Raw genomic sequence first — 19,826 nt, forward strand, 5'->3', positions numbered from 1 at the left:
CGTATAGGGTCTGACGCCTGCCCGGTGCCGGAAGGTTAAAAGGAGAGGTGCAAGCCTCGAATTGAAGCCCCGGTAAACGGCGGCCGTAACTATAACGGTCCTAAGGTAGCGAAATTCCTTGTCGGGTAAGTTCCGACCTGCACGAATGGCGTAACGACTTCCCCACTGTCTCCAACGCAGACTCAGTGAAATTGAATTCCCCGTGAAGATGCGGGGTTCCTGCGGTCAGACGGAAAGACCCCGTGAACCTTTACTATAGCTTTACACTGGTATTCGTGACCGCATGTGTAGGATAGGTGGGAGGCTTTGAACCAAGGGCGCCAGTTCTTGGGGAGCCATCCTTGAAATACCACCCTTGCGATCATGGATATCTAACCGCGGCCCGTCATCCGGGTCCGAGACAGTGTATGGTGGGTAGTTTGACTGGGGCGGTCGCCTCCCAAAGAGTAACGGAGGCGCGCGAAGGTTGGCTCAAGCTGGTCGGAAATCAGCTGTCGAGTGCAAAGGCATAAGCCAGCCTGACTGCGAGACTGACGGGTCGAGCAGAGACGAAAGTCGGCCTTAGTGATCCGGTGGTCCCATGTGGAAGGGCCATCGCTCAACGGATAAAAGGTACTCCGGGGATAACAGGCTGATGATGCCCAAGAGTCCATATCGACGGCATCGTTTGGCACCTCGATGTCGGCTCATCACATCCTGGGGCTGGAGCAGGTCCCAAGGGTTCGGCTGTTCGCCGATTAAAGTGGTACGTGAGCTGGGTTTAGAACGTCGTGAGACAGTTCGGTCCCTATCTGCCGTGGGTGTTGGAGATTTGAGAGGAGCTGTCCCTAGTACGAGAGGACCGGGATGGACGCACCTCTGGTGGACCTGTTGTCGCGCCAGCGGCACAGCAGGGTAGCTACGTGCGGAAGGGATAACCGCTGAAGGCATCTAAGCGGGAAGCCCACCTCGAAACTAGATCTCCCTTGAGAGCCGTGGAAGACCACCACGTTGATAGGCTGGGTGTGGAAGTGCAGCAATGCATGAAGCTAACCAGTACTAATAGCTCGATCGGCTTGATTGCTTTCATTGTCAGTGCCCGTCTCGGGACGCGCGGAATGCGTGTACGACGAGACAGGCGTCAGCGCTTCGAGGTTCTTTAAGGACCCGAAGCGCGTAAGAGACCAGACGGAGCTCTCGCAAGAGCTTCGCACCAGTGAAGCCAGTTCTTCGTTGGCCTGGTGATTATTGCGGAGTGCCCCCACCCGTTCCCATCCCGAACACGGCCGTGAAACACTCCAGCGCCGATGGTACTAAGCCCTGAGGCTTGGGAGAGTAGGTCGTCGCCAGGCTTACAAAGAACTGCTTTGCTTCTCGTAAGAGAGTTCATCGAGACCCCCTCTATATCGCGATCATAAGACAAGAACCGCCGATGGCCTTCGCGCCGCCGGCGGTTTTTTTGTGTCTTGAACGCCCTGCGTCGGTCGGTCTTAGGGCCTGCGGGTTGCGTGGCGCGTCGCCTCCGGCCATAGTCCGCCCGTCCTCGCGTCTTAAAACTTTCCATCCAATCAAAGGGAGAAGGACAGCATGGCTGAACGTATCGTGATGCGTGTCGGCGAGAGCCTGGTTGCGGGCCCGCCCATGACGGCGGCGGAGCCGGAAGTGGCGATCGGTGAAATGGACGGCCCCATGGGCACGGCCTTCGCCAATCTGCTGGGCGATCAGGTGAAGGGCCATTCCCGTGTTCTGGCGCTGATGAACACGGATGTGATGGTTCGTCCGCCGACGATCTGCGTCAGCAAGGTGACGGTGAAGGACAGCCGCTACACGTCGATCCTCATGGGCACGGTGCAGTACGCCATTGCGCGCGGCGTGCTCGACAGCGTCGCCAATGGCGATATCCCGAAAGAGAAGGCCAATGATCTCGGCATCATCTGCTCGGTCTGGCTGAACCCGGGCATCGTCGATGTTGAGGATCTGGACCACCAGGCCCTGTTCGACGTGCATCGCAAGGCGACCGCCCAGGCCATTCACAAGGCCATGAACAACCAGCCGTCCATCGACTGGCTCCTGGAGAACCAGGACAAGGTGGTTCACAAGTATTTCGAGAAGGGTCTCAAGGGCGAGTAGCAACCGCTACCACAGCTCAGGTTTTCAAAGCCGTCGCGGGGTCTCCTCGCGGCGGCTTTTTTTATGCCGAACCGACGGCGCTTTCGGCTACCAGCCGAAGGTCGATTTCTGAATGAGGGTGGTATTGGAGCTGGAGGCTTCCACCGGCTCTGCGAAGCTCGGCGTCATGGAAGCCGGTACGGGCGACATGCTGGCGGCTACGGGCGTGATCGCCGGCTTGAGTGGCTCGGCCTGGGCCGTTGCGGTCTCGGGCGCCGGAATCGGGGTCTGCTTCGTCTCGGCGACCGCCGAGGTGGTTTCTTCCGGCTTGGCTTCCTTCGCCTCGGCCACGGCGGTGGTGGAGCTCTCGAGCGGTGGAAGCTGATTGCCGCCCCCTTTGCGCTTCTCGTAGAAGGCGTTGCCGCCGGCGATCGTTACGTAATGGGTGTTCTTGTAGGGAATGCGGATGCGGGCGGCGTGGAAGTACTTCGCCTTGCCGACTTCTGCGGAGCGCTTGCCGGAGAGAACGTCGCCGGCCACTTTGTCGGCGAGGACCTTTTGCTTGGGATCCATATTGCGCCGGAGCACCCCATGGGCGAATTGCCGGTGCTGGCCGACCACGCCGCAGATAGTGTTGGGATATTCTTCGGAATCGACGCGGTTCATCACCACGGTGCCGACGGCCAGAAGGCCTTCTTCGCTATTGCGCTGGGACTCGAAATACATGGCGCGGGTCAGGCAGTCCCGTTCCTTGCCGGTCACTTCGATACCTTCGACGCCACCCAGATTCCCGGTGCAGCCGGAAAGCGAAATGCCAGCCACCCCCAGTAGGCCAATAGCGCACAGCTTTATTGCTTTTCGCCCCATTCCCCCTCGCAGGCGTAAGCTTGATCCCTCGCTATCGTGAGTGCCTCGCGAATGTGGCAGCCCGGAGGCGAAATCGCGACACGGTCCACGAGCGACACTTTGTGCAGAGCCACTCTATACTCTCGCGATGGCAAAGCGTAGCGCCGGAATCCTGATGCACCGAGCCAGGGGAAAAGGGCTGGAAGTGCTTCTGGTCCACCCCGGAGGGCCGTTTTGGGCCAAGAAGGACGCAGGCGCCTGGTCGATCCCGAAAGGGGAATATGAGGGCGAAGACCCGCTTGCCTGCGCCGTTCGCGAGTTCGAAGAGGAGCTCGGGCTGCGGCCGGACGGGGATTTCATAGACCTGGGAGAGATTCGTCAGGCCGGCGGCAAACAGGTGGTCGCGTTTGCCGTGGAGGGAGATTTCGATCCTTCAGCTCTCCTCTCGAACGATTTCGAGATGGAATGGCCGCCCAGGAGCGGCAAGCAGCAGAGCTTTCCGGAGATCGACAGGGCGGAATGGTTTTCCCTGGACGAGGCGCGGGTCCGCATCAACGCGGCCCAGGCGGATTTCCTCGACCGGCTGGTGGAGCTTTTGGGATAGGGCGGTCTCCGCTTCCGCCGACGCGGCGCTCCGAAACGGAACTTCGCTTCTCGGACTTGGTTGCTAGGCAAACGGCGCTTTTCATTCGGCGCCTCGCCAGCAGCTAAGGGCGGCGGATTCTTCCGCCGCCAGAGGAGCATTCCCATGCAGCACTGCGTGCTGACCGTCAGCGCCGCTTGCCTTCTGGTAGCGGCCGCATTTCCTGCGTCCGCCCAGGAAAAGACCACCGATGTGGAGATAACCGGTCATATCGTGAAGCCGAAGGCGCTTACGCCGACGGACAAGGATATCGCCGGTCTGAAGCTGCCCGACGGGTTCAAGCTGGAGACCTATGCCACGGGGCTGATCAATCCGCGGGTGCTGGCCGTCTCCGATGACGGCACGCTCTACGCCACGCGGCGCTCGGTCGGCGACGTCATCATGATCCAGGACCGCGACGGCGACGGGAAGGGTGAGACGGTGAAGACGGTCGCGAGCCGGCCGAACATGCACGGTATCGCGTTTCACGGCGACACGGTCTACCTCGTCACCATCAAGGAGATCTACAAGGCGGAGGTGAAGGAGGACGGCACGTTCGGCGAGCTCACCCGCATCGTCGACGGTCTTCCCGATGCGGGCCAGCATGCGGACCGGACCATCGCGGTTGGGCCGGACGACAAGCTCTATGTGAGCGTCGGCTCCACCTGCAATGCCTGCGACGAGCGCAATCCGGAGAACGCGACGATGCTGCGGGTCGAGCCCGACGGCAGCATGCGGACTATCTACGCTTCGGGCCTGCGCAATACGATTGGCTTCGCCTTCCAGCCACGCAGCGGCGACCTCTACGGCTGGGACCACGGGATCGACTGGCTGGGCGACGACGAGCAGCCGGAAGAGCTCAACCTGATCCGCAAGGGCAAGCAGTATGGCTGGCCCTATATCTATGGCGATGGCGGAAAGAACCCGGCCGATGAGCCGCCGGGCGAGATCACCCATGAAGACTGGGCGGAGGCGAGCGAGACGCCGGTGCTGACCCATACGGCCCATGCGGCGCCCATGGAGCTCGAGTTCTACGAGGCCAACCAGTTCCCTGCCGAATATCAAGGCGATGCCTTCGTCGCCATGCACGGCTCCTGGAACCGCAAGCCGCCCTCGGGCTACGAGGTGCTGCGGGTGCGTTTCGAGGACGGCAAGCCTGTGAAGCTGGAGCCTTTCGTGACTGGATTCCTGAAGGAGACGGATGACGGGTACGGCTATCTCGGCCGGCCCTTCGGTCTGGCGGTCTCCAAGGAGGGCGCGCTGTTCATCTCCGATGATGCCAACGGCGCGATCTACAAGGTCACCTTTCCGGAAGACGAGTCCGAGCTGGTGCAGGTCGGCGAACAAGTCGGCGATGTGGTCGACGACGTGCTCGACGTCGTGACGCCGGATACAGACGAAGAGACGGAGGACACCATGGCAGAGACCGATGAGAGCGGGGTGGTCACGGAGCGGACGGATGCGAAGCACGACGCCGATCTGGCGCTCGTGACGTCAGCCTTCGAACAGGAGCAGGCGATCCCGCACAAATATTCCGCCTACGGCCAGAATATCTCGCCTGCGCTGAGCTGGGAGGAAGGGCCCGAGGGTACGAAATCCTACGCCCTTCTGGTTGAAGATCCGGATGCGCCGATGGACAAGCCCTTCGTGCACTGGGTGCTGTTCAATCTGCCGGCGGACGTAACCAGCCTCGAGGAAGGGTTGCCGGGCGCTGCGGCGCTGGAGCAACCCGACGGGGCGCGGCAGGGCAATAACGGCATGGGCTCGACGGGCTATTTCGGCCCGAAGCCGCCGGACGAGAAGCCCCATCGCTATTACTTCCAGCTCTTCGCTCTCGATAAGACTCTGGACCTCGGTCCAGGCGCCGACCGCGAGGCCCTGATGGAAGCGATCGAGGGGCACATCCTGGCGCAGGACGTTCTTATGGGGACCTTCGAGAAGCCCGAGAACGCCGGCGGCTAAAGGGCGAGGCTGGCGGCGACCCGGCCGACCAGCCGCTGGCTGCTGCCGAAGAGCTGCCGCGGGGCGGCGGCGATTTGAGCCGCGGCGCCGGTCACCCTGCGGTGCAGACGGCGGTGGAGCGGCCCGCCCTCGGCAAAGGTCTGCGGCGACATCTCGAAGACCAGGGCGAAAGCGCCGCGCACGGCGAGCCCCATGAAGACGCCAGCGAAGACCACGTCGCTCAGGAAGTGGCTGCCGCTCGCGATGCGCATGAAGCCGGCGAAGGAGCCCACCGCAAGGCCGGCGAGAAAGATCTCCCGCCGCCGGCGGCGCGCCAGGAAGGCGAGCGCGAAGAAGACCGCATAGATGGACGAGGCTTCGCCGGAGACGAAGGAGCAGTTCTTCTCGCACTGGTCGGCATGTCTCAGGGCCGGGGTGAACTCCTTGGGACCGCCGAACTGCTCGACATAGAAGGGGCGGGCGCGGCCCCAATTGTCCTTGAAGATTACATTGGCGATGAGGCCTGGCCCCACGGTCAGGGCCAGCACGACGGCGACCCATTGAGGGAAACCGAAACCGAAGAGCTTCCGCCCCGTCACGATGCTGAGCCCCAGCCCGAAAAGGGCGACGAGACCGGCCATCAGGAAGACAAGGCGGAAGCTCTGGCGCAGCACATTGCCGAGCAGGGATGGGTCTGCAAGGAAGTGGCGCTTACCGAGATAGAAGAGGTCGGCAACCGCGAGATCGAGATGCGGGAAGCCGACGAAGATGACCGCCGCCGTGAGGCCAACGAGGCAGGTCAGCGTGAAGAAACTCGGGCTGTCGATACGCATTCACCCATCCCCCAGCGTATGAAGTTTGCCTTTTCAGTCCCCCTTAAAGCCGCTCATTGAAGTCAGGATGACAGTCCGGGTCGTCTTCGGGCCTGCGTCAATTTTCTCCACCCCGATGGGCTCGGCCGTCGAGAAATGCCGCGTGATGCGGTTGCGCGGTTCGCGCAGGGTGACGAGAAGGACGGGCTCCTTGGTGCCGCCGGTGAAGGGACGGGTGAGCTCGTAGTGATCTCGCGGGGGCCCATCGCTCGGCCAGGCCCGGATCGGGATGCCGCTGTCTCGCAGGTAATAGAGAAGCTCGGCCGTCATGGCGCGGTCGTCGGTGAGAATGGCGCTGTACTGCCCGTCCTCCACCGCCTCGCGCACGGCATGGGCCGTCTCGCGCCAGCCCATGGTACGGGCGAAGGGATCGCCGCCGGCGGGAAGCGTCAAGCGGTCGGCGATGGCCGGTGCCACGGCAAGCAGCAGGAGGACGACGATATTGATCCCAACGGTCGCCGAGAAGATCGTATCGCGCTTCAATCGCAGCATGGTCGCGGTGACGAGGATGGTGGCCGCGGGATAGGTCGTGGCCGCCCAGTTGGCATGGGCCCGCGACAGGAAGGCGATGACCGTGACGAGGACCAGCACCGGCACCGAGAAGGCCAGGAGATAGCGGTCTTCTTCCGTGCCGCCGCGTCTCAACGTCCGGATCGCGATCACGAGGAGCATCGGAAAGACGAACGGGCCGAAGACCCCGAGCTGGGCGATCAGGAACTCCAGCATGTTTCCGGGGTGGACCAGAGGGCCGCCAAGCTTCGCGTTGTCGGCGGTGTGGGCGAAGGTGACGAGCCCGTTATTGACGTTCCAGATCAGGTTCGGGGTGAGCAGCGCGAGGGGGAGGGCGAGCAAGGCCAGCCCTTTCCAATCCCGCAACAGCCAGCGCCCGGCGGGGCTGACGACGAACCAAACCGCCGCGCAGAGATAGAAATAGAGCATGGCGTATTTCGCCAGGGCGCCGAGGCCGATGGCGACGCCCAGCAGGATTGCCCAGCGCCAACTTCGCTCCGCCTGTAGCTTCACCGCGAAATAGAGCGCTGCAGACCAGAAGAAGAGGAGCGGCACGTCGGTTGAGACGATGTTGGCGGAAAACGAAATGCCGGGCAGCGTTGCGAAGATGACCGCCGACCAGAACCCTACGCGCGCGTCGAAAAGATCGCGCCCGGCAAGAAATAGGAAGATGGCCGATCCGGCATGAAACAGAGGGACGGAGGCGCGCACGCAGGCCTCACCGTCGCCGCAGACCGAGGTGGTCGCCCAGATAACCCAGGCGATGAGCGGAGGCTTTGAGAAGTAGCCGAAGCTGAGATCCTGAGCCCAGCTCCAATATTGCGCTTCATCGAAAAAGAGATCAGTCTTGGAAAGACTTAGCGCGACAAAACGCAGGAGCGTAATGACGGCCAGGAAGACGATAAGCTGGATGAACCAGCGGTCTTCAGCCGCGGATGAGGGGTGGTTTGCCTGCCCTGGATCAGCTTTTAGCATATCGCGCTCCTGCTAATTTTCCTTCATACGCGCGTGATAGCGGGCACCCATTCGGACGGTGCCGCAACAACGGGATGACAGATGCGTATCAGTGTGGTGCTCCCAGCCCACAACGAAACCGGCAATATCGGCCGGCTCGTGGAGGAGACCTATACGGTGCTTCCGCGCGACCTTCTGCAAGAGGTTATCGTCGTCGACGATTGCAGCGACGATGGGACCCGCGAGGAGGTGCTGGCCTTGCGGCCGCGCTACCGGTCGCTGCGCTATCTTCGCCATGGGACGCGGGCCGGGCAGAGTGCCGCGCTTCGTACGGGAATCCGGGCTTCGAGCGCGCCGGTGATCGCCATGATGGATGGGGACGCCCAGAACGATCCGGCCGACATTCCCAACCTCGTGGCCAAGCTGGGAGAGCCGGGCTCCGACGGGCCGGCTTTGATCGGTGGGCTTCGTGCCGACCGCAAGGATACGGGCTCCAAGCGCCTGGCCTCGCGGGCGGCCAACTGGATCCGCGACGCAGTGCTGAAGGACGACTGCCCCGATACGGGCTGTGGAATAAAAGTCTATTGGCGGGAGGCTTTTATGCGCCTTCCCTTTTTCTCCACGATGCACCGTTATCTGCCTGTCTTGTTTCTTACCTACGGCTACCGGGTGGACTACGTCCCTGTGAACGATCGTCCGCGCATGGCCGGGAAGTCGAAATACACCAATTTCGGGCGGGCGCTCATCGGTCTTTACGACCTTTTCGGCGTGACCTGGCTTCGCAAACGGACGGCCGTGCCGCCGGTGGCCGAAGACAGTGCCGAGATGGGCGAGATGTCGGAGCGCGAGACGGCCGCCTAAGGGCGGTGACGATATCCACGGATGGGAGGAGCGAAAAGTGAGTGCTGCAGTTGCTTCGGGTTCATTGCTGGCGAACGCGACACGGGCAGAGGTGATCTGGCTCGTGGTGGGCTTTGCGGCCCAGATGATGTTCGCCATGCGGTTTCTCATTCAGTGGGTCTACACGGAGCGGGCGCGGGAAAGCGTCGTGCCGGAGGCCTTCTGGTATTTCAGCCTGGGGGGCGGGCTCATGCTGCTGACCTATGCGATCTATCGCGCCGATCCCGTCTTCATTCTGGGCCAGGCCATGGGCTTGGTCGTCTATTCCCGCAATCTCTATTTCATCTGGACCCGCAAGACGGAGCTGCGCGCGGTCGCACCTGAAAAATAGAGGTGGCGTCGGGGGGTTAAAACCATGCAGGACCGGTCGGGGGGCCAGACGTTCAGCGGAATTCGGCAGTCGGTCGCCGCGATGCCCATGCGGGACAAGGCGATCATCGTCGGATCGCTCATCGCCTTCGGCATGTTCTTCCTCGATCCCCTGGTGCTTCATTGGGCGCGCGAGCTCGACCCCAATGTCCGGCACATCTTCTGGACCATCACCGATGTCGGGAAGTCCGGCTGGGTCCTGATCCTCAGCGGCACGGCTGTGCTGGCCTTCGTCGCGCTGGGCTACCGGGCGAACCACAAACGCCTGCGGATCGGGCGGCTCTATGCGGGCCAGATCGCTGCCTTCATCTTTCTCTCGGTGGCAACCACTGGGCTGTTCGCAGCCTTCTGCAAGCTGGCCATCGGGCGGGCCCGGCCGCGGCTCTATGACGAGGTGGGGTCGTTCCATTTCTCGCCCTTCGCCTTCGATGCGGATGTCGCCTCCTTCCCATCCGGCCATGCGACCACCACCTTCGCGCTTGCCACTGCGCTTGCGCTGCTCTGGCCGCGCTTCGCCGTGCCGCTGTTCACAGCGGCGGTGTGGATCGCGGCCAGCCGCTTCCTGATGGGGGCGCATTACGTCTCCGACGTGGTGGCGGGCGCGTTCGTCGGCACGGTAGGCACGCTCCTGCTTCGGGAGCTCATGTGCGAGCACCGCACGCTATTCAAGCGCAGCGACGGCGGCCCCTGCCTGCGCGGTCGGCGGGTTGCCTCCCGGTCGCGGGGTTCGCTGCTGCCGCAATGGGCGCTCAGCCCTTCGGAATGGCTGGATCGTGTGGCGCCGGAGCGGACGGCCCTGGGGCAATCGCCCGATGGGTCTTCTCCTCCGAGTTTGGAGAAACCGGCTGAGCCCCGTTCCGAAAAGTCGGAGAGCGATATGGGGGCCCGGCTTCAGTGTAGGCCTATGATCCCCCCTCAAAGCCAGTCTCATAGGCTGCACACCGTGTCCACCCCGTAAGTCGGATGGAGCGTGGCTCCCTCGGGGGCACGCGCTCTGGCCGCACTTCCCGCTTCCGTTGCAAACACGACCGTCTGCCCGCGTGCGCGACGTCCCGCCGCGCGCGACATCAGGCCACGAGACGTTTCCCTGCGCTTGGCGTTAAACACGAAATCGAACGCGCCCTCGGAGGCCGGGAAAGCGCGTATCTTAGGCGGAAAACAAGCGGCGGGAGACGACGATCGGAATGATCAAACTGACCAAGTTCCGTGTCATTGAAATCAGTGCGGCGGTCGTTCTGACATTGGCAGCGCTTTTGATTCTCGGCTGGCAGGCCTGGGCCAATAGCGATGCACGGGCGGTTTCTCTCGCGGACGGCAAGAGCCGGTCCGGCCCAGTGCACACCCAGCCGCTTCCCTGATCTTATAAGCGCTCCCGTGAGCGTCTCCAGGTGGACGCCTTCCGGCAAACGCCAATTGTTTGCATTGAAAAAGATTGCACTTGCGGCGCTCGCGCGAAGCTCCTTAGGTGCGGCCTGAATTCGAATGCGGCGCATCTAGAAATAAGTGACTTCCGTGTCTCCGGCGAATCAGCTCGCGATCGGTAGCATTGCCGTCAGCTTCCTTGTTCTGGGGCTCAAATACTGGGCCTATGAGCTGACGGGAAGCGTCGCGCTTTATTCCGATGCTCTGGAAAGCATCGTGAATGTCGCAACAGCGGTGACCTCCTACATGGCGGTGCGCATGAGCGCCAAGCCGCCGGACGAGAACCATCACTACGGGCATGAGAAGGCGGAGTATCTCTCGGCCGTGCTGGTGGGCGTGCTGATTGCGCTGGCAGCGCTTTCCATCCTCCGCGAAGCTTATCTCGAGTTTCAGGATCCGCGAATCCTGGTGGCGCCGGCGAAAGGCCTGGCCGTCAACGGCGTCGCGACCGTGCTGAACGGCATCTGGTGCTATGTGCTGATCCGCTTCGGCCGCGCCATGAGCTCCCATGCCCTTGAGGCGGACGGCAAGCATCTGATGACCGATGTGATCACCTCGGTCGGCGTGCTGGCGGGCGTGATCGTGGCCTATCTCACGGGCTGGGCGGTGCTCGACCCCGTCATTGCCGCCTTGGTGGCCTTGAACATCCTCTGGATGGGATGGCGTGTGATGCGCGATTCCATCGGCGGACTTATGGACGAAGCGGCGCCGGAGCCGGTGATGGACCGCATCCGCGAGATCATCTCATCCAATGCCGAAGGGGCGATCGAGGCCCACGATCTCAGGACCCGGGTGGCCGGCCGGCAGACCTTCATCGATTTCCATCTGGTGGTGCCCGGGAGTATGAGCGTGGAGGCCTCCCACGACATCTGCGATCGGATCGAGGACGCCCTGCGGGCCGACGTGGAGGGGGCCAAGGTGGCAATTCACGTGGAGCCGGAGGAGAAGGCAAAGCACCATGGCGGGGTGCCGATCGTCTAAGGCGTCAATGAACCGTCACAAGGCTTGATCGCAGGCCAAGAAGGGACTACATGTCTGCTCCACGGGCCGGGTCGCGGACAGAGTCCCACCGGCGGGGCGTCTATCGTTCCCTCTGGCCTTGAAGGCCACAGCCGGTTTCTCCGAGAGAGATTCGATATCTTGGCGCGGGGTGGAGCAGCCCGGTAGCTCGTCAGGCTCATAACCTGAAGGTCGCAGGTTCAAATCCTGCCCCCGCAACCAATTTTCCTAAGCAGTTAAGTCACTGAGTTGGCCGCCCTTCTTCGGAAGCCTTTCCGAATTCGGCCAGCGCAGCCTCAGCACATCTGTGCGGCCGTGAGGTTTCGCTTTCTTGCGAAATTCGCATTAGGCGTTTGTGGGACTTCGTCTGGTGGCAGTTTGCTCGCCACAACCGAGCTAGCACATCAAAACTGTGGGTCAGAGGTTCGAATCCTGGCGCCCAGCCACCTAGTCTGGCTGTCTCGCATTCTCTGTTCACTGGTCTGACTCCGCGCCGAAGGGGCGCCGTTCCGCCACTTCCTGTCGGCCCGCACACCCAATCTGTGACCAGAGGAAACGCCGGATTTGTTTCTCGGAATGCGCACTCGCGTTCCGAGGGTTCGTAAAGTGCCACCCCCTTGGTCTTGACGGAGAGAAGCGGATTTCCTAGTGTTAATGTCGAGATCAAAGAAGCTCTCACGGGTGTCCACCCGTGGGAGCTTTTTTTTGGGGGCAGCATGACGGCGATATCCGACGGGGTTTTGAGAGTAGGGCTGTTGTTTTCCCAAACCGGCCCAACGGCATTTGTTGAACGGACCCAGTCGAATGCGGCGCGCTTGGCGATAGTCCAGATCAACGATGCGGGCGGTATTGGCGGAAAGCGGATCGAGACGATCGAGTACGATGCCGAGTCCAATCCTCAACGTTTCGCCGAGCTTGCCGAACGGTTGCTGACTGAGGACGGCGTCTCGCTCATTATCGGCTGCTATATGTCAAGCACGCGCCAGGCGATAGTTCCGATCGTCGAGCGGCACAACGCTCTCCTGGCTTATCCGGCGCCCTATGAAGGGTTCGAATACTCGCCCAACGTCATCTACGGCGGAGCGGTCCCTAACCAGCACATCGTCAAGCTAGCCCGGTACATGATGCGTTGCTACGGGCGCCGCTTTTATCTTGTCGGGACCCGCTATGCATTTCCGATCGAATCGAACCGGGTGATGATCACCGTCGTCACCGAACACGGCGGTGAAGTCGTGGCCGAGCGATACGTGCGGCTGGACAGCACCAGGCACGAATTCAACGCGATCGTCGAAGACATCCGGAAAAAGCAACCCGATGTCGTCTTCTGCACTGTGGTTGGCGAGGCTGCGCGCCGCTTCTACGAGGCTTACGAGCAGGGCTTGACTGAAAAGCCGGCAGTGGCCGGTCTAACGATCACCGAAGCCGAAGTCGCCCTCATGGAGCCGAAGCTCGCAGCAGGACACGTTACCGCTGCGACATATTTCCAATCAATAGACTCGGCAGCGAACCGTAAGTTCTTGGCTGCCTATGACGAGCGTTACGGTGGCCATACGGATGTAAACGCGATGGCGGAAACGGCATATAGCCTGACCCGGCTGCTCCTTCGCGCGGTCGAAGAGGCCGGCTCGGCGCGGCCGGAGGCAATCCGCCGCGAACTTTGCAGGCTGAGCCTGGATTCGCCTCAGGGTCCGATCAGCATGGACCCGGAGAACAACCACTTCTACCTCTGGCCCCGTATCGGCAAACTTTCCGAAGCCGGCCAGTTCGAGATCGTCGAAGAGTCCGAGGCTTCGGTAAGGCCCGACCCCTATCTGATCCACCATACTATCGATACGAGATCCGTCGAGGCGGATCTCGATGACGAACTGACCGGCGGAGCGGGCTCATCGTGATGCTGAAGTCCCTCCGCGACCTTCGAAGTTTGAGGGTCCAGATCTTCCACCCGAAGGACCGCGACGGCGATGATCTCGCCGCTCAGATCCGCAGAATTGGCTGCGAGGTAGAAATCGCGTGGCCGCTGGAAGACCTCTCCGCGGTGCATGCCGATATCGCATTCCTTCTGTGCCGCCAGGAGTACCTGGACTCCGGCGCGCTAGCGATGATCGCTGCACGAGCGCCGAGCGTGACGCTGATCGGGATTATCGAGGCAGAAAGCCCCCATTTGATCGATACCCTGGCCAAAGATGGGACGGTCGCAGTCGTAACAAAACCGATCCGTCCCTTTGGTCTATTGACAACAATAGTGCTGGCTCATAATATCACCACAAGAAATAAAATTTCTCAGGAGAGAATATCGAAGCTTGAGACGCGGCTTACGACGGTAAAAAACATAGAGCGCGCCAAGTCGATCTTGATGATGAGGAAGGGGATAACTGAAAAGGAAGCATATGAATCGATCCGTAACGCTGCCATGAAGAGGCGGGTCAATATGGAGTTGATTTGTAATACGATTATCGAAGCAGACGAGGTTTACGGTCCATGAGGAGACCGAGCTAAGATCTGTAGGATATAGCCCGAAATCTCGGGCATGGCGCGAAGTGGTCTCGCGGAAACTGTCCAACCGGAGAGTTCCAAAAAGACATCAGCCATAGAACGATTTCATAGATCCCTCAGGCGACAAAGGTTGTCGCCGCAAGGGGAAGGCAACGAAAGCCGCTACCAGCTTGATCGCTGGGGGCGGCTTTTTTTTGGCCTGCTTCGCGCGGTGAACGTGGTCCGTGCCCGTCGGGCACGAAATCAAGGAGTGAGAAAAACAGATGACGAACGCTGAAACCTCGGAAAAGGCCATGCGCGTATCATGCGATGTCGGGGGCACCTTCACCGATATCTGCGTGCTCAACGAAAGCTCCGGCAAGATGCACGTGGCCAAGGTCCCGACCACCGCCGACCCGATTGAAGGGGTTCTGGAAGGGATCTCGCAGGGCGGGGTCGATCTCAACGACCTCATCCTGTTCTCCCACGGCACGACCCTTGCCACCAACGCCCTCATCACCCGGAATTTCCCGCCCGCCGTGATGGTGACGACCGAAGGCTTCCGCGACGTGATCGAGATCCGCCGCGGTAACCGCGACGATCTCTGGGACACCTACAAGGAGATGGCGAAGCCCTATATCGGACGCCGCAATCGCCTGGTGGTGAAGGAGCGCACCGACTATTCCGGCAAGGTGGTCACGCCTCTGGATGAGGAGGGGGCTCGTGAATTGGCGCGGATTATCCGAAAGCGCGACGTCGCTACCGTGGCTGTCTGCTTCGCCAATGCCTTCATGAACGCCAACAACGAGCAGCGGATGCGGGAAATTCTGCAGGAGGAGATCCCCGGCGCGAGCGTCTCCCTCTCGAGCGACATCATGCCGGAAATCTTCGAGCACGAACGCTTCTCCACCACCGTGGCCAACGCTGTCCTGGCGCCCGTTGTCGGAAATTATGCCAGCCGGCTTGAAGCGCGAATGAAGGAGGGCGGCTACGACGAGGATGTGCTGCTGCTGCATTCGGGCGGCGGCGTCATGACTGCAAAGACGGCTGAGCAGTTCGCCGCGCGGCTCGCTGCATCCGGTATCGCGGCGGGCGCTATCGCCAGCCGGTTCGTGGCCGAGAAGGCCGGTTACAAGAACTCTATTGGGCTCGATATGGGCGGGACTTCGACCGACGTCTCCCTCTGCGCCGATGGCGAACTGCGCATGACGAAGGAGTGGTTCGTCGAATACGGCTATCCGATCTCGTTCCCCTCGATCGAGCTTCTCACCATCGGAGCGGGTGGAGGCTCCCAGGCCTGGATCGATTCCGCGAAGTCGCTGCGCAACGGCCCCCATTCGGCAGGCTCCGTTCCGGGCCCTGCCTGTTACGGGCGTGGTGGCGAAAACCCAACCAATTGTGACGCGAATGTCGTGCTTGGCCGTCTCAGCGATCGTCTCGCCGGCGGCAACGTCATGCTCGACAAAGAACTTGCCACCGAAGCGATCCGAAAGAACGTTGCCGAGCCGCTCTCAATGTCGGTCGAGGAAGCAGCCTTGTCGGTGTTGCAGGTTGCGAACGCCAACATGGGCGATGCGGTGCGTCTCCTTTCGATCCGGCGCGGACACGATCCGCGCGATTTTGCCCTGGTGGTGTTCGGCGGCGCTGGCCCGCTTCACGGCGCGGCCCTGGCCAAAGAATTGTCGATCCCCGTTGTGCTTGTACCGCCGAACCCCGGCGTCACTTCAGCGCTTGGATGCCTGCTCGTCGATATCCAGCACGATATTACGCAGATGTTTCTGTCGAGGGCGGAGGACGTCTCCATCGAAGACCTGGATAAGAACTTCCGGGCTCTGGAGGTGGAGGGCCGCGAGCGTCTGGAGCGCGAGGGCGTCACACCCGACAAGATGGTTTTCCAGCGCCGCATCGATATGCGCTATCTCGGCCAATGGCGCGCACTTTCGGTGCCCGTCTCCTCTCCGGTCAGCTCCCTCGACGAGGCGATCGAGATCTTCCACGAGGAGCATGGCCGCGAGCACAACTACTCCAGGCCAGGCGCGCCGGTCGAGGTTTACCGTATCAGCGTCATTGCCACCGGCCTGACCTCTAAGGCGAGCTTTGCCGAGTACGAGCCGGTCGACGAAGAGCCGATCCCCGCGACCACTCGCATGGTCCGCTTCGAGGAGAACCCGGAGTCGGTCGACACCCCGGTTTACGATCGCTCCACCCTCAAGACGGGGATGAAGGTTCCGGGCCCCGCGATCATCGAGCAGGTCGACTCCACCATCGTCGTGCCGCCCGGCATCACCGCCGAGGTCGACCCCTCGCTCACCATCATCATGCGCATTCCGCAGAACTAGACCGGCAAGCAGTTTGAGGATTTGAAAATGAGCAACTATCGCAACGATCTGGACCCAGTGACCTTCGAGGTCCTCAAGAACGCCTACGTAAACATCGTCGACCAGATGGCTGAGCAGATCTTCCGGACCTGCTATTCCTTCGTCATCTACTCGCGCGATTTCTCATCCGCCCTCTGCGATGCCAATGGCGACACCATCATGCAGGGGAGCGGGGACATCGCCGCCCACGTCGGCACCCTCCATTACACGTGCAAGGCGGTGATCGAGAACTTCAAGGACGACATTCACCCGGGTGACGTATTCGTTGTGAATGACGTCTATCAGGGCGGCACGCACTTCAATGACACCCGCATCGTTCGGCCCATCTTCTACAAGGACGAACTGCTCGGCTTTTCCCAGGCCAATGGCCATTGGGCAGACGTCGGCGGCGCTGTTCCGGGTTCCTTCAACGTCAACGCGATCGACCATATGGGCGAAGGGTTGCGGATCACGCCGACACGTGTCTGGAGCAAGGGTGTCTACCTGACCGACGTGGGGCGCTTGATCTCATCGAACACCCGCGCGCCTGCCGATATCATCGGCGATATGCAGGCTCAGGCCGAAGCGACGCGCGTCGCCGAGCAGGAGATATGCCGTCTCGTCGAGAAATACGGCCTCGATACCATCAAGAGTTCGTTTGGGCTTGTTCAGGATTACGTCGAGACGCTCACTCGCCAGAGGGTTGCCGAGCTGCCGGATGGTGTGTGGGAAACTGAGGACTATATTGATGTCGATCCGGCGCAAGGGGAGGGGCTGATCCCGATCAGGGTCCGGATGACCATCTCGGGGGAGAAAGTCCATTACGACCTCTCCAAATCCCATCCCAAGGCGATTTCGAGCTTCCTGAATGCCTGTTTCGGTGGCTCATTCGCAGCGATCGTTGCAGGCACCAAGATGCAGTTCCCGGAGATCCCGCTAAACTCCGGTTTCTATCGCGTGGTGAGTGTTGATCTCGGCCCCGAGGGCTCCGTCGTCAATGCTTCCTGGCCAACGCCGGTCGCGGGCTTTTGCTCCGGTCCGTTCGAGAAGATCATGAACTCGATCTTCGAACTGTGGGCTGAGATCCTTCCCTCCCGCGCCATGGCATGCACCTTCAATCTCGACTACTTGCTGATCGGCGGTCGCGACGGACGTCAGCCCGGCCATCAATACTACATGTGGTACGACTGGATGGTCGGCGGCTGGGGGGCCCGGAACGGTCGCGACGGCTGGAGCGCGACCGGTCCTGTGTTCGGCGTCCAGCTCGGCACCCAACCTTTCGAGGGTCAGGAGCGTCTAGCCCCGGTGCTCACGACCCAGAATGAGCTGCTCGTCGATTCCGGCGGGCCGGGCCAGTTCCGTGGCGGTCTCGGTGTCCAGAAAAGTGTCATCATGACGGACATCGATCGCAGCGTCGTCTCCTATTGCTGCGACCGCGAGCGCTCCATCACCTGGGGGCTGTGGGGTGGATCTCCCTCCCTGCCTCACGGCGTCTGGCTCAACAAGGGCTTCGAAGAGGAACGCTTCCTCGGCTCCCTGTTCTCCAATGTCCCGCTGGAGTCCGGCGACATCGTCGGCCGGCCTTCCGCCGGCGGCGGCGGGCTGGGAGATCCGCTCGAGCGCGATCCACAGGAAGTCTGCGAGGACGTCGCCGACGGCTATGTCTCCATCGAGCGTGCCCGCACCGATTACGGCGTCGTCGTCGAGGAGGTGGACGCCGATCTCGCCGAGTACAAGGTGAACCGGGAGGCCACCCTCGAAGAGCGGACCTACATCCGGGCCAACCGTCGCAAGTGGCTGGACGAAGACGCGGAATCGGTCGCAGCCCGGTACCGCTCGAAGGAACTCGACATGTACGACCTGATCCGCCGCTACGGCGTGATCGTCGACTGGGGGGCCGGAGACCTTCTTCCCAAAACCACCGACCAATTCCGCGCGATGCTGAAGCGGCGGACGGTTCCCTATTGGGACAAGTCGGCGAGCGATCCTCGAGACAGCTCCATCACGCTCAAGGTCGCTTGAGCATCACATCATAAGCCTTCCGGGCCACCGGCCCGGAAGGTCTCCCCGGAGGAAACGCATAAGCAAGATAGGTGCAACGACACCACCCTTCCGCACGCAACAGGGGAACTTCCATGACTTCGAATCTCAATCGCAGAAACGTATTGAAGGCCGCCACCAGCGCGGCCCTGGCATCGCCATTTCTCATCAGAAAGAGTTGGGCCGCCGAGCCGATCCAGATCGCCGGTATCCACGACGCCTCCGGTGGCATCGACATCTACGGCCGGCCGATGATCAATTGCCTCACCATGGCCGTCGAAGAGCTGAACGAGGCCGGAGGCGTCCTCGGCCGCAAGCTCGATCTGAAGCATTACGACCCACAGTCCAACATGCAGCTCTATGCGCAATACGCGACAGAAGCTGCGACCCGCCAGCGGGCCTCCGTCGTATTCGGCGGCATTCTGTCGGCGTCCCGGGAAGCGATCCGGCCGATCCTTTCCCGTTATCGCACGCTCTATTTCTACAGCCTCCTCTACGAAGGCGGCGTGTGCGATCGCAACACGTTCTGCACGGGGTCGACGCCCGGTCAGACGCTGGAAAAATTCACGCCATACGTGATGGACCGGTTCAAGGGGAAGAAGATCTACACCCTCGCGGCCGACTACAATTACGGTCAGATCACCGCGAAGTGGATCCGCAAGTTCGCCCAGGAGAACGGCGGCGAGGTCGTCGCGACCGATTTCTTCCCGCTCGACGTCAACGACTTCGGCGCGACCATCCGCAAGATCCAGGAAGCCCAGCCCGACATCATCATGTCCGTCCTGGTGGGCGGTGCCCATAACTCCTTCTATCGCCAGTGGGTGGCCGCGGGCATGAAGGACAAGATCCCCATGGCCTCCACGACCTTCGGCATCGGCAACGAGCAGGTCCTGACGTCGCCGGAGGAGCATAACGGTATCATCGTCTCCTACGCCTATTTCGACGGCATCCAGACGCCCGAGAACCAGGACTTCCTCAAGCGCTACTACAAGCGTTTCGGCGACGATGCCGATGCGGTGACCGAAGGCGGAGCGATGACCTATCACGCCGTTAATCTCTGGGCGAAAGCCGCGGAGAAGGCCGGCACAGTGGAGCGCGTTCCCGTCATCGAGGCGCTCGAAACGGGAATCGATTTCGTCGGGCCGGCCGGAAAGACCACCATCGATCCGCCGACCCATCACAATATCCTCGACACCTATATCGCCGAGGTCCGCGACAACAAATACGAAGTCCTGAAGAGCTTCCCGCAACAGCCGCCGACCGACACTCAGGCAGTCTGCGATCTGGTCGAGAATCCCAGCGACAATCAGCAATACGTGATTGAGGTCCCGGAATAGGGGCCTGGGACAGGGCGCTTCGAACGCAGCTCCTGCGCCGGCCCATTGCGATGGGTTCGGCGCGGGAAACTGCCAACCGGCATCTCTAGATCGGGGC

At 61.6% G+C, this 19,826-nt stretch carries 16 protein-coding genes, 1 tRNA gene and 2 rRNA genes (1 of these 19 only partly in view); 16 read left to right on the top strand and 3 right to left on the bottom strand.

What is annotated here, in order from left to right; translation table 11 throughout:
- The 3 genes from ACFQ2F_RS03745 to fae all read left to right on the top strand — a co-directional run.
- Positions 1-1,063 (top strand): 23S ribosomal RNA (locus tag ACFQ2F_RS03745); it begins 1,680 nt to the left of the window's first position.
- Positions 1,064-1,216: 153 nt separating this feature from the next.
- Positions 1,217-1,331, top strand: a 5S ribosomal RNA gene (gene rrf, locus ACFQ2F_RS03750).
- A 235-nt stretch (positions 1,332-1,566) separates the two neighbouring features.
- A complete protein-coding gene (gene fae / locus ACFQ2F_RS03755) occupies positions 1,567-2,109 on the top strand; it encodes a formaldehyde-activating enzyme (RefSeq protein WP_379085888.1) in 543 nt (180 codons plus the stop codon).
- A gap of 87 nt (positions 2,110-2,196) precedes the next feature.
- Here the strand turns inward: fae and ACFQ2F_RS03760 are convergent, their stop codons facing one another.
- Positions 2,197-2,910, bottom strand: coding sequence for a cell wall hydrolase (locus ACFQ2F_RS03760; protein WP_379085891.1), 714 nt, complete (start codon positions 2,908-2,910; stop codon positions 2,197-2,199).
- A 172-nt stretch (positions 2,911-3,082) separates the two neighbouring features.
- On the opposite strand from ACFQ2F_RS03760, the gene ACFQ2F_RS03765 reads away from it, so the two are divergent.
- A complete protein-coding gene (locus ACFQ2F_RS03765) occupies positions 3,083-3,538 on the top strand; it encodes an NUDIX domain-containing protein (protein ID WP_379085894.1) in 456 nt (151 codons plus the stop codon).
- A gap of 144 nt (positions 3,539-3,682) precedes the next feature.
- Complete coding sequence (locus ACFQ2F_RS03770; RefSeq protein WP_379085897.1) at positions 3,683-5,518, top strand: YbhB/YbcL family Raf kinase inhibitor-like protein; 1,836 nt, start codon at positions 3,683-3,685, stop codon at positions 5,516-5,518.
- On the opposite strand, the gene ACFQ2F_RS03775 is transcribed toward ACFQ2F_RS03770, so the two are convergent.
- Complete coding sequence (locus tag ACFQ2F_RS03775) at positions 5,515-6,330, bottom strand: phosphatase PAP2 family protein (protein WP_379085900.1); 816 nt, start codon at positions 6,328-6,330, stop codon at positions 5,515-5,517. The genes ACFQ2F_RS03770 and ACFQ2F_RS03775 overlap by 4 nt on opposite strands.
- 33 nt (positions 6,331-6,363) lie before the next feature.
- Entirely contained in the window at positions 6,364-7,854 is a 1,491-nt protein-coding gene (locus ACFQ2F_RS03780; protein ID WP_379085903.1) for an ArnT family glycosyltransferase, read from the bottom strand.
- A gap of 81 nt (positions 7,855-7,935) precedes the next feature.
- Between ACFQ2F_RS03780 and ACFQ2F_RS03785 the strand changes: the two genes are divergently transcribed.
- The 11 genes from ACFQ2F_RS03785 to ACFQ2F_RS03835 all read left to right on the top strand — a co-directional run bounded on the left by ACFQ2F_RS03785 (position 7,936) and on the right by ACFQ2F_RS03835 (position 19,729).
- Positions 7,936-8,694 carry a glycosyltransferase family 2 protein gene (locus ACFQ2F_RS03785; RefSeq protein ID WP_379085907.1) on the top strand — a complete coding sequence of 253 codons (759 nt, stop codon included), beginning with the start codon at positions 7,936-7,938 and terminating at the stop codon, positions 8,692-8,694.
- A gap of 37 nt (positions 8,695-8,731) precedes the next feature.
- Positions 8,732-9,064: a lipid-A-disaccharide synthase N-terminal domain-containing protein gene (locus ACFQ2F_RS03790; RefSeq protein WP_379085910.1), complete on the top strand. Its 333-nt coding sequence runs from the start codon at positions 8,732-8,734 to the stop codon at positions 9,062-9,064.
- A gap of 24 nt (positions 9,065-9,088) precedes the next feature.
- Entirely contained in the window at positions 9,089-10,060 is a 972-nt protein-coding gene (locus ACFQ2F_RS03795) for a phosphatase PAP2 family protein (protein WP_379085913.1), read from the top strand.
- A 226-nt stretch (positions 10,061-10,286) separates the two neighbouring features.
- Positions 10,287-10,460, top strand: coding sequence for a hypothetical protein (locus ACFQ2F_RS03800; protein WP_379085916.1), 174 nt, complete (start codon positions 10,287-10,289; stop codon positions 10,458-10,460).
- Positions 10,461-10,614: 154 nt separating this feature from the next.
- A complete protein-coding gene (locus ACFQ2F_RS03805; protein WP_379085919.1) occupies positions 10,615-11,505 on the top strand; it encodes a cation diffusion facilitator family transporter in 891 nt (296 codons plus the stop codon).
- A 163-nt stretch (positions 11,506-11,668) separates the two neighbouring features.
- A tRNA-Met gene (locus ACFQ2F_RS03810) sits at positions 11,669-11,745 on the top strand.
- Between the two features lie 494 nt (positions 11,746-12,239).
- The gene (locus ACFQ2F_RS03815) at positions 12,240-13,415 is read left to right on the top strand and encodes a transporter substrate-binding domain-containing protein (RefSeq protein ID WP_379085922.1); all 1,176 of its coding nucleotides are present in this window, start codon (positions 12,240-12,242) and stop codon (positions 13,413-13,415) included.
- Complete coding sequence (locus tag ACFQ2F_RS03820; protein ID WP_379090590.1) at positions 13,415-14,005, top strand: ANTAR domain-containing response regulator; 591 nt, start codon at positions 13,415-13,417, stop codon at positions 14,003-14,005. Before ACFQ2F_RS03815 ends, ACFQ2F_RS03820 begins: the two co-directional genes overlap by 1 nt.
- A gap of 274 nt (positions 14,006-14,279) precedes the next feature.
- Positions 14,280-16,334: a hydantoinase/oxoprolinase family protein gene (locus ACFQ2F_RS03825; RefSeq protein WP_379085925.1), complete on the top strand. Its 2,055-nt coding sequence runs from the start codon at positions 14,280-14,282 to the stop codon at positions 16,332-16,334.
- A gap of 27 nt (positions 16,335-16,361) precedes the next feature.
- Complete coding sequence (locus ACFQ2F_RS03830; protein WP_379085928.1) at positions 16,362-18,374, top strand: hydantoinase B/oxoprolinase family protein; 2,013 nt, start codon at positions 16,362-16,364, stop codon at positions 18,372-18,374.
- Positions 18,375-18,487: 113 nt separating this feature from the next.
- Positions 18,488-19,729, top strand: coding sequence for an urea ABC transporter substrate-binding protein (locus tag ACFQ2F_RS03835; protein WP_379085931.1), 1,242 nt, complete (start codon positions 18,488-18,490; stop codon positions 19,727-19,729).
- Positions 19,730-19,826: the final 97 nt, after the last annotated feature.

Source organism: Methyloligella solikamskensis, assembly GCF_042676065.1.
GTDB classification, from domain to species: Bacteria; Pseudomonadota; Alphaproteobacteria; order Rhizobiales; family Methyloligellaceae; genus Methyloligella; species Methyloligella solikamskensis.